A 7,796-nucleotide genomic window follows, 5' to 3' on the forward strand; every position below is an offset into this window, starting at 1 on the left:
GGTTCGTCGGCGCGGCGATCCTCCACGACCTCATCCTCCTGCCCCTGTACTCGCTGGCCGACCTGTCGGCCCTCTCCGTACTGCGTCACCGAGCCGCCGACGGACCGACGGTGCCGTGGATCAACTATCTGCGCGTCCCCGCCTTCCTCTCGGGTCTGCTCCTGCTGGTCTGGTTCCCCCTCGTCTTCCGTCTGGCGGTCCCCTACCCCGGTGACACCGGGCTGTCCGACAGCGTCTACCTCGGCCGATGGCTGGTGATCACCGGCGTGCTCTTCGCTGCCTCCGCAGTGGCCTTCGCGGTCAGACTTCGCCGCGCGAGGCGGGCCGGCCACGGCGACGAGAGCCGACCCACCGCAGGGCATGGCACAGCACCGTGACAACGGACGAGGACGAGCTGTACGACGCCGACGAGGATCCCTACGCGCTGGCCCTGCGCCCCGGCCGTGAGCCGGTGTACCTACGGCTGGCCGACGGGCGCCGGATCCGGATGCCGGTCCATCGCTGGCACGAGCAGCCCACAGCAGCCGACAAGACCGTGCTGGAACGCTGCAACGGTCCCGTCCTCGATGTCGGCTGCGGCCCGGGCCGCATGTGCAGGGCACTCCTGAGCCGGGGAGTCTTCGCCCTCGGGGTCGACATCACACCTCGCGCGGTCGCACTCACCACGGCCCTGGGCGGACTCGCACTGCGCCGATCGGTCTTCGACCAGCTGCCGGCCGAGAGAGGCTGGCAGACGGTTCTGCTCATCGACGGCAACATCGGCATCGGAGGCGACCCCCGTGGCCTGCTGCGCCGCTGCGGCGAGCTCGTCGCCCCCACCGGGTGCCTCGTCGTCGAGGTCGACCCCCATGACGTCGAAGAGCTGTGCACCGCCCGATTCGAGAACCTCCTGGGTCAGGGTGGTCCGTTCTTTCCCTGGGCGCGGGTCGGACGACCAGCGCTCCACAGGATCGCCGCCAACCTTGACCTCAGCGTCACCGACCAGTGGACGAGCGGGCACCGATGCTTTGCCACCCTCGCGCACCAGGGATCATCCTGTAACCGTCCCGACGCGGGCCCCACAGTGACCGACGCCAGCAGGACATGGGTCGTCTGAGCCGGATCCTGACTTGTTCCCCTGCGCGACGTCGCCGCCCTCGGTCGGATTCTGGCGACACACGTCCTCCACCCGCCGGCCCGGCGAGGAGGCTGGGGCGGCTGAGGACATCGCCGAGCGCTCCACGATGACACCGCGATGCTGCTGCTCTGCCACCGCAGTCATCGGAAGGAAAACCTGTTCGCATCGAGCGAGAAGGCAGTGGCATCGGCAAGGTACAAAGGACACATGCCGGAGCGCGAGATCCCCGTGGGAACCATGGACGACGTTGATGCGGTCACCCGGGCGGTCCTGACCGCGTCCCGGCTGCTGGTAGCGGTCTCCGCCCGGTCCCTCGCCGAGGTCGAGGAGCGCGTGACCCTCCCGCAGTTCCGGATGCTGGTCGTGCTGTCCACCCGGGGGGAGACCAAGCTGGTTGCGCTCGCCGAGCTGCTCCAGGTGGCGCCCTCCACTGCCATGCGCATGGTGGACCGGCTCATCGCCGCCGGGCTCGCCGACCGCAAGGCCAATCCCGCCAACCGTCGCGAGACCCTGCTGACGCTGACCGCGGAAGGCCGGCGCACCGTCGAGGAAGTCACCGCCAGGCGTCGCGCCGAGATCGCCGGCATCGTCGAACGGCTCCGCCCGACCGAGCGCCTCGCGCTCGTCGAGGCGCTCAACGCCTTCAACGAGGCGGGAGGCGAGCCTTTGGCCCCGGCGGCGGACGACCCGGAGCCGCACCCGCTCGGCTGGATCGTGGACGGAGCGATGGCGCACGACGCCTGACACGGAACGGCAGCCGGTCATGGAATGGTCGGGGTCCGTGGTGCCTACCCCGATGCGTCGGGAGCCGGACTCGCGGCGATCAGGCCAAGCAGACACACGGCGCCGCCCGCACACGCGTTGCTCCACACGATCCCGGGCGACACGCCATGAGATGCCGTCACGACCGCCGGGGAGAGGATCAGCCAGAGGCCGAGCGGCACCATGGTCCATGCGAATCGGTGCATCCGCTGTGGCGCCAGGGGAGTTTTGGGAGCGAGCAGGGCGACGCCTCCTGGAGGCGGGTGCGGGCGCCGGGATGGTGGGCTTGAGCGACGGCGATGCGGTGCAGGGCTGCGGTGCCAGCCGATCACCACCCCAATGTGGTGCGCGCCGCGATCACCGGTCGATGAGTCCCGAAAGAAGCGGCCCGTTGATCCTCTCGGCGGTCCTGTGCGCGTTGAATGCCGAACACGGGGGAATGCGTCGACGCACGCAGTGGCCAGGACGGCGATGGGTGGAGTCCCGCGGATGTTGCGCGTGCCCTGTGGCCGGAAGACGTCCTTGTTCCGTAAGGCAGTCGGACGTTCCATGGCGGCTTTCCTCCGGGTGGGATGGACGGCATGAGATCCCGCTTCTTTCCGCCCGTGTTCAAGGGCAGACTGCACGATGCCCGCACGGCGACCTCGATCGGGCGGTGGCTCGGCCTGGCGTTCGCGGTGTGCTTCTGCACCGGCTTGATCAGTCACTTCATGCAGCACCCGCCGGGATGGCTCGCCAACGAGCTGCCGAGCCGCCCGGTGTGGGGCTACCGGTTCACGCAGGGGCTCCACGTCGCTTCCGGTATCGCGGCGATCCCTTTGCTGCTGGCCAAGCTGTGGACGGTGTACCCCCGGCTGTTCGAGTGGCCCCCGGTGCGTTCGGTGCGGCACGCCTTGGAACGGGTGTCGGTGGCCGTCCTGGTCGCGGCGGCCCTCTTCGAGCTGGCGACCGGCCTGCTGAACACCGCCCAGTGGTATCCGTGGACCTTCCCCTTCGTGCAAGTGCATTACGCCGTGGCCTGGCTGCTGGTAGGAGCGCTGGTACTGCACATCGCGGTCAAGGCACCCGAGATCGCGGCACACTGGAGTCGTCGCTCGGCGGGCACGCTGTCCCTGCCCGCCGAGGACGCCCCCGATCGGCGCTCCCTGCTCGCCGCGGTGGCAGCGGCGGTCGGCGCGGTCACCGTGACCACAGTGGGGCAGTCCTTCACCCCGTTGAAGGACCTCACCCTCCTCGCACCCCGCCACCCTGACCATGGTCCCGAGGGCCTGCCGGTCAACCGGACCGCGGCAGCGGCGGGCGTCGGCCTGATCCCCGCCGAGCGCTACCGCCTGACCATCGACGGACCAAGGCCCTACACCCTGACGCTGGACGAGCTGCGCGCGCTGCCCCAGCACGAGGTCGAGCTGCCGATCGCCTGCGTGGAGGGCTGGAGCAAGTCGGCGCACTGGGCGGGCGTGCGCGTTGTGGACCTGCTGGAGCGGGTGGGAGCCCCGGTGCATGCACGGGTACGGGTGGTGTCGTTGCAGACCCGGGGTGGTTACCGGGTCTCCGAGATGGGTCACGAGCACGCCCGGGACCCGCTGACCCTGCTCGCACTGCGGCTGAACGGTGAGGAACTGTCGCCCGACCACGGTTACCCGGTGCGCCTGATCGCCCCGAACCGTCCGGGCGTGTTGCAGACCAAGTGGGTCGGCCGACTGGAGGTGCTGTCATGAGGGGCACGATGGTGCGACTGCTGGTCGGCGCCGCCGGGCTGGCGCTGATGGGTGTCGGCGCGTCCCTGCTGCTGGACGTGCAGGACCTGATGGGTGTGCTGGAGTGGTTCGGCGGGGCGGTCGTGTTGCACGACGCGCTGATCGCGCCGTTGGTGCTGCTCGTCGGGCTGGTGCTGGTCCGTGGTGGGGTGCGGGGGCCGATCCGGGGGGCGCTGCTCGTGGCGGGCGCCCTGACCGCGGTGGCGCTGCCGTTGCTGCTGCGGCCGGGGCCGCGGGCCAACTCGACAGTGCTGCCGCTCGACTACCCGCGCAACTGGCTGCTGACCCTGGTGGGCGTGGCCACGGTCACGGCCCTGCTGGTGGTGGCGAAGGAGGTCCGTCGCAGCCGACGGCGTCCACCTTCGTAACGACGGTGTCTTACGGGTGTCTTACGCATCCCACGGCACGGGCCACGCCCGGCCCAGGGCATTCCTACGGTGGCGTCATGCGAACTCTTCGTACGGTGGCCCTCGTAACGGCTCCGCCCCTGCTTCTGGCTGTGGCGGGCCTGGTCCACCCGCGGCATCTCACGGCGGCGACGGCCGCTCATTGGGCGGCGCTGCATGTCGCCCTGCTTCCCGCCTTCCCTCTGCTGGCGCTCGGCCTGCTGGTGCCGCTGTGGGGCAGACCGCGGCGTGACCTCGACGGGGCACTCACCGTGGTGGCCTGGGCCGGGTGTCTTGGTTACGCGGCCTACTACTCAGGGCTGGACGCGGTGGCCGGCATCTCTGCCGGGACGGTGGCGGGCCATGGGGTGCATGGGGCGGTGGGGTGGCTGTTCTCGACCGGCGACGAGTTGGGCCGGGCAGGGGTGTACGCGCTGACGGTCGCCGCTCTCGCCGCGGGCGCGGTACTGCTGCGGCGCCACGGCGTCCGGGTGCTGCCCGGGGCCGTGGTGGTGCTGGGGGCGTGCTGGTCGTTCCTCGACAGTCACATCTTCTGGCCCCGCGGCGTGTTCACCATGCTCGCGTTCGCCGTGGGCTTCGGCCTGCTGAGCGTGGCAGCGTCCCAGCGGTCCGGAGGGCTTACGAACCCCTGACGGATTCCCGTCCCGGCATCACAGGCGCGCAGTCAGGCTCAGCGTCGGAGCATGTAGATCCTGGTTACCGGAGGTGCGGGCAGCGGACCGGTCTCGCGGATACGGCGGCAGACCTCCAACCCGTCCATGCCGGGCAGCATCAGGTCCAGCACCACCAGTTCCGGCGGCTGTGCGGTGGCCCCGGTGGTGCGCGGTGCCGACGCCGGCTGGCGGGTGCGTGAGACGGAGGTGCCCTACCACCCGCGCACCGGCCGCTCCAAGGTCACCGGCACCTGGCGAGGCACCTGGCACGCGGTACACGACATGCGTGCCGTGCTCGCCGAGGCGTCGGCCACCGCGACCACCGTCGCCGGCGTGCGGGGAGGCGGACGATGAACACCCTGCCTCCGGTGACCCTCTTGGTGATCGCCAAGGAACCCGTGCCCGGCCGCGTCAAGACCCGGCTCACCCCACCGTATACACCTCAGGAAGCGGCCGCCCTGGCCGAGGCCGCCCTTACCGACACGCTCCACACCCTGCTTCGAGCCCCCGCACGCCGTCGCGTCCTCGCTCTCGAGGGCACCCCTGGCGCCTGGTTGCCTCCCGGCTACGAGGTCGTACCCCAGAGCCCCGGCGACCTGGACGAGCGGATCGTCGCCGCCTTCGCCCACGGTGAAGGCCCGACGCTCCTGGTCGGGATGGACACCCCGCAACTGACCGCTGACATGATCGCCGACGTCGGCCGGGACAGCCACGATGCCTGGTTCGGTCCGGCCGCTGACGGCGGCTTCTGGGCGCTGGGCCTCGCCGATCCCGCCCGGGCCGGTGCCCTGGTTCGTGGGGTGCCGATGTCGACGGGCCGTACGGGTGCGATCCAGCGCATCCGCGTGGCCGAGGCAGGGCTGGCCGTGACCGACCTGCCGGTACTGCGCGACGTGGACACCGCAGCCGATGCCGCCGCGGTCGCCGCCCGCTGTGCAGGGGTTCCCGCTTCGCCGCCGTCCTCAACTCAATGGCAGAGGTGGTCCGATGAGCGGGACGGCGGTCGGCATCGATGCCGCCGTGGCCGGGTGGCCGGAACCGGCCATGGCGGAGCCCCAGGCGGAGAGCCCGACGGTAGTCATGGCCAGGAATCGTATGCCGACGTTCCCCGTCCGTCCCACCGTGCCCGTGGAACCGGGCACCCCGTGGGTCGACGATCCCTATGCCCACGCTCTGCACACCGGACGCGGCCCGCTGTTCCTGCGCCGTCTGTCACACCCCGATCGCCCCGCCGGCTTCGGCGATGAGCTCGTGCTGCCGCTGGACGTGGAGCGCTGGTGCGCATCTCCCGGCGCGGCGGACACGAGCGTACTGCGCCGATGCACGGGCTCCGTCCTGGACGTGGGTTGCGGACCAGGACGCATGGTGGCCGCACTGGCCGCCCGTGGCGTACCGGCATTGGGCGTGGACCTCAGCCGGGACGCCGTGAAGCGCACCCGGCGCAGTGGTGGCGCCGCCATCCAGCGGTCTGCCTTCGACCGCCTCCCGGGCGAAGGCCGCTGGGGCACCGTGCTGCTGATGGACGGCAACATCGGCATCGGCGGCGATCCCGTCGCCCTGCTCCGCCGCATGGGCGAACTCATCGCCCCCGGCGGGGTCCTGCTGGCCGAAGCCGCCCCGCAGGACGTGGACCAGCGTCTCACCGTGCGCGTCGAGGACGCCCACGGCCACCACGGGCGGCCTTTCCCCTGGGCCAGGCTCGGCACCACCGCGCTCCTGTACGCCGCAGACTCCGTCGGCTGGATCCTGACCGGCGGGTGGACGGCCGAGGGACGCCCGTTCGTGGAACTACGCCGCCGGCGCGCGAATCACCCCGACGCGCAGCCCCCGATCACCGAAAGGCCCCACCACTCATGACCGACAGCGCCCTAACGCGTTGGTCGGCTCCCCGGCCCGCTCAGCCGTTGCCCGGCCACCCCGCAGAGCCGGTGAACCGCCACGCCGGCCGTACGCGTACCACCCTGACGGTGGCGGTGCTCGTCGCACTCAGCGCAGTTGTCATCGGCACCCTCCACGCCGGCGACAACCAGAGCGACCCGGGCCGCCTGCTCGTGGGATACGCCATCGCCTGGGCGCTGTTCGGCGCCGGGGTCCGGGCCGTGCGCAAGGTCCCCGCGCACGCCGCGACCTATCTGGTGCTCGCGGGCTCGGCCGCCGTCGGACTTTCCGGCCTGGCGGCACCGCCCCGCACCAGCGACGACATGTACCGCTACGCCTGGGACGGCCGTGTGCAGGCGGCCGGTATCTCCCCCTACGCCCACCCGCCGGCCGCCCCCCAACTCGACCGTCTGCGGGACGAGTGGCTCTTTCCCACCCGTGCAGCCTGCGACGGCTGGGGACTGAGGCGCACCGACAGCGGCTCGTGCGTCCGCATCAACCGGCCCGCCGTGCCGACGATCTACCCGCCCGTCGCGGAGGGCTGGTTCTTCGCCGTCCACACCCTCTCGCCACCAGGTACTCGTCACAAGCCACTCCAAGTGGGCGGCGCGGTACTGGCGTTCGGCACCACCGTCGCCCTGCTCGCCGTCCTGCGACGACGTGGCGACCCGCAACGGGCCCCTGCCCGGGCCGCACTGTGGGGCTGGTGCCCGGCCGTCCCCTTCGAGGCTGTCAACAACGCCCACATCGACACCCTCGGCGTCCTGCTCACCGTGCTGGCACTCGGCACCGCCACCGCCGGGGCGCGTCGCGGCGCCCTGCTCGGCGCGGCCATCGCGGTCAAACTGCTGCCCGTGCTGGCGCTGCCCGGCGCCCCGTCCGGACAGCGCAGCGCGCGACGCATCGGGCGCGTGACGGCGGCTGCCCTCGGCGCGGTCGCGCTCGCCTACCTGCCCTACGTCCTGGCCTCCGGCACCAGCGTCCTCGGCTATCTCCCCGGATACCTGAACGAAGAGGGCTACGAACCCGGCAACGTACGCCGCTTCGCCTTGCTACGGCTGATCCTGCCGGACTCGGCCGCCGGAATCGCCGCTGTCGTCCTGCTCGCGCTGACGGCCCTGTTCGTATGGTGGCGCGGCGACCCGACACGCCCCTGGAGCGGTGCCCTCCTTCTGACGGGCACGGCCCTGCTGCTGTTCTCACCCAACTACCCCTGGTAGTC

The 7,796-nt window shown here is 71.4% G+C and carries 7 protein-coding genes and 4 pseudogenes; 10 read left to right on the forward strand and 1 reads right to left on the reverse strand.

The window, feature by feature from the left end; genetic code table 11:
* The 6 genes from AB0H32_RS45045 to AB0H32_RS45070 form a co-directional block, all read left to right on the forward strand.
* On the forward strand, window positions 1–377 hold a 377-nt coding region (locus AB0H32_RS45045), incomplete at its 5' end, for a hypothetical protein (RefSeq protein ID WP_361134472.1).
* A complete protein-coding gene (locus AB0H32_RS45050; RefSeq protein ID WP_361134475.1) occupies window positions 374–1,096 on the forward strand; it encodes a class I SAM-dependent methyltransferase in 723 nt (240 codons plus the stop codon). The genes AB0H32_RS45045 and AB0H32_RS45050, both read left to right, overlap by 4 nt.
* Before the next feature lie 228 nt (window positions 1,097–1,324).
* Complete coding sequence (locus AB0H32_RS45055; RefSeq protein WP_361134478.1) at window positions 1,325–1,861, forward strand: MarR family transcriptional regulator; 537 nt, start codon at window positions 1,325–1,327, stop codon at window positions 1,859–1,861.
* A gap of 599 nt (window positions 1,862–2,460) precedes the next feature.
* Entirely contained in the window at window positions 2,461–3,597 is a 1,137-nt protein-coding gene (locus AB0H32_RS45060) for a molybdopterin-dependent oxidoreductase (protein ID WP_361134481.1), read from the forward strand.
* Window positions 3,594–4,004 (forward strand): hypothetical protein, encoded by a 411-nt coding sequence (locus AB0H32_RS45065; protein ID WP_361134484.1) that lies wholly within the window; start codon window positions 3,594–3,596, stop codon window positions 4,002–4,004. The genes AB0H32_RS45060 and AB0H32_RS45065 overlap by 4 nt, the downstream gene beginning before the upstream one ends.
* Before the next feature lie 77 nt (window positions 4,005–4,081).
* Window positions 4,082–4,675 (forward strand): hypothetical protein, encoded by a 594-nt coding sequence (locus AB0H32_RS45070; protein ID WP_361134486.1) that lies wholly within the window; start codon window positions 4,082–4,084, stop codon window positions 4,673–4,675.
* 77 nt (window positions 4,676–4,752) lie between these two features.
* On the opposite strand, the pseudogene AB0H32_RS45075 reads toward AB0H32_RS45070, so the two are convergent.
* Window positions 4,753–4,854: pseudogene (locus tag AB0H32_RS45075) on the reverse strand (response regulator); the annotation flags it as partial.
* Between the two features lie 4 nt (window positions 4,855–4,858).
* On the opposite strand from AB0H32_RS45075, the pseudogene AB0H32_RS45080 reads away from it, so the two are divergent.
* From AB0H32_RS45080 to AB0H32_RS45095, 4 genes and pseudogenes are all read left to right on the forward strand, one after another.
* A pseudogene (locus AB0H32_RS45080) lies at window positions 4,859–5,050 on the forward strand (glycosyltransferase); the annotation flags it as partial.
* A pseudogene (locus AB0H32_RS45085) lies at window positions 5,047–5,625 on the forward strand (DUF2064 domain-containing protein); the annotation flags it as partial. The pseudogenes AB0H32_RS45080 and AB0H32_RS45085, both read left to right, overlap by 4 nt.
* Before the next feature lie 166 nt (window positions 5,626–5,791).
* Entirely contained in the window at window positions 5,792–6,553 is a 762-nt protein-coding gene (locus tag AB0H32_RS45090; protein WP_361134489.1) for a methyltransferase domain-containing protein, read from the forward strand.
* Window positions 6,554–6,696: 143 nt separating this feature from the next.
* Window positions 6,697–7,791, forward strand: a pseudogene (locus tag AB0H32_RS45095) (glycosyltransferase family 87 protein); the annotation flags it as partial.
* Window positions 7,792–7,796: the final 5 nt, after the last annotated feature.

Source organism: Streptomyces sp. NPDC020362 (genome assembly GCF_040642095.1).
Taxonomy (GTDB): Bacteria; Actinomycetota; Actinomycetes; order Streptomycetales; family Streptomycetaceae; genus Streptomyces.

What these genes read in the sequence shown, in the direction of transcription:
- AB0H32_RS45055 (WP_361134478.1), top strand. Translation starts at nt 1,325, where the DNA reads ATGCCGGAGCGCGAGATCCCCGTGGGAACCATGGACGACGTTGATGCG.
- AB0H32_RS45060 (WP_361134481.1), top strand. Translation starts at nt 2,461, where the DNA reads ATGAGATCCCGCTTCTTTCCGCCCGTGTTCAAGGGCAGACTGCACGAT.
- AB0H32_RS45065 (WP_361134484.1), top strand. Translation starts at nt 3,594, where the DNA reads ATGAGGGGCACGATGGTGCGACTGCTGGTCGGCGCCGCCGGGCTGGCG.
- AB0H32_RS45070 (WP_361134486.1), top strand. Translation starts at nt 4,082, where the DNA reads ATGCGAACTCTTCGTACGGTGGCCCTCGTAACGGCTCCGCCCCTGCTT.
- AB0H32_RS45090 (WP_361134489.1), top strand. Translation starts at nt 5,792, where the DNA reads ATGCCGACGTTCCCCGTCCGTCCCACCGTGCCCGTGGAACCGGGCACC.